Genomic DNA, 1,737 nt, shown 5'->3' on the forward strand with positions numbered 1-1,737 from the left:
GTTTTCAGATGCGCTCTCAGTGGGGAATGCCGCCGGCGCCTGACGGACGGCTACGGGTCCACCGAATTCGCAGCTGGTCGGGTACGGGCATCGTGATCGTTCGACCAGACGGATACGTCGGATTTCGGAGCGGCTCCGACACTCAGGGGGCCGCCGAGTGGCTGGAACTGGTCGGAGCGTCTCCGGCACGCTCGACGTGAAGTTGTGGCATCTCCGGTCGGCGGCGGCTGAGGACCGCGATTGGCGACCAAGGGCCCTGGAATGCCTGGATCGGACGGAAGTAGGTTCGGAACAGGCCTGCGAATGTTCCGGGCCCGAGGAGGTTCTGATGGGATTCGCCGATCGTGCTGATGCGGGACGACGCCTGGCCAGACGCCTGCGCGAGTTTCGAGGACGCGACGTCGTGGTGCTGGGATTACCCCGAGGGGGAGTGCCGGTCGCATACGAGGTCGCGAAGTCATTGCACGCCCCTCTCGACGTGATTGTGGTCCGCAAGCTCGGTGTCCCATACCAGCCCGAACTGGCCTTCGGCGCGATCGGCGAAGGCGGGGCTCGGGTGATCAACACCGAAGTCGTAAGTCGGGTCGGTCTGACCGTCACCGACATCGCCGCCGTCGAACGCACCCAGTTGGAGGAACTTCGTCACCGCGCTGAACGATTGCGGGGGAAATTCGGCCGGATCCCGCTGGGGGGACGGATTGCGTTGATCGTCGACGACGGCGTGGCCACCGGTGCGACCGCCCGGGCGGCGTGCCAGGTCGCTCGCGCACAGGGCGCCGCCCGGGTGATAGTCGCGGTCCCGATCGGGTCGCCGCGCCGAATCGACGACCTCGCCGAGGACGCCGACGAGGTCGTGTGCATGCAGACCCCGAAAGGATTGTCCGCGGTCGGACAGGGTTACTACGAGTTTTCCCAGACCACCGACGACGACGTGACCGAACTGCTCGAGCGTGCCCGCGACGGCTTCCGGGAATCTGCCGAGACGGCACCGGTGCGGGACACCGGCGGCGATCCGCCGCTACGCGACGAGGACATCGAAGTAGACGTGGGCCGGGTCCGGTTGGCCGGGCACCTCGTCGTTCCGGAGAACCCCATCGGGATGGTCGTGTTCGCCCACGGCAGCGGCAGCAGCCGGCACAGCCCCCGCAACCGCTACGTCGCCGACGTGCTGAATCGGGCCGGACTCGCCACCCTGTTGTTCGACCTACTCGCTCCCGTCGAAGAAGGCGACCGCACGCTGGTGTTCGACATCGACCTGCTCGCCGAGCGGTTGGTTCAGGTCACCCGCTGGCTGACGACGCAACCGGACACCGCCGGTCTGCCGGTCGGGTACTTCGGGGCCAGTACCGGCGCCGCAGCCGCACTGCGTGCGGGCACCGACTCCCACGTCGATATCAAGGCGATCGTCTCCCGCGGTGGTCGAGCCGACCTCGCCGGTGAGCGTCTGACCGAGGTTCGTACCCCCACGCTGTTGATCGTCGGCTCCCGCGACGAAACCGTCCTCGACCTCAATCGCCGCGCCCAGGCCCTGATCCCGGGCACGTGCCTGATCGAGATCGTGCCCGGTGCCACCCACCTGTTCGAAGAACCCGGCACCCTCGAACAGGCCGCAGTACTGGCCCGCGAATGGTTCACCACCCACCTCCCGTCCACGCTGTCACCCCTGCGCCGAAGTACGGAACGATAGAACCCGAATCCGCAGACAGACATCGACGTGAGTCCGCGAATTGAGGACCG

1 protein-coding gene is annotated in these 1,737 nt (G+C 67.1%); it reads left to right on the top strand.

Annotated elements, in window-relative coordinates; translation table 11 throughout:
• Positions 1-328 precede the first annotated feature (328 nt).
• Positions 329-1,687: a phosphoribosyltransferase family protein gene (locus AZG88_RS23520; protein WP_061699361.1), complete on the top strand. Its 1,359-nt coding sequence runs from the start codon at positions 329-331 to the stop codon at positions 1,685-1,687.
• The last annotated feature ends 50 nt before the right edge of the window (positions 1,688-1,737 follow it).

Source organism: Rhodococcus sp. LB1 (assembly GCF_001583455.1).
Taxonomy (GTDB): Bacteria; Actinomycetota; Actinomycetes; order Mycobacteriales; family Mycobacteriaceae; genus Rhodococcus_F; species Rhodococcus_F opacus.

Excerpts from the sequence above, each read along its gene's own strand:
- AZG88_RS23520 (WP_061699361.1), top strand. The coding sequence starts at position 329 with ATGGGATTCGCCGATCGTGCTGATGCGGGACGACGCCTGGCCAGACGC.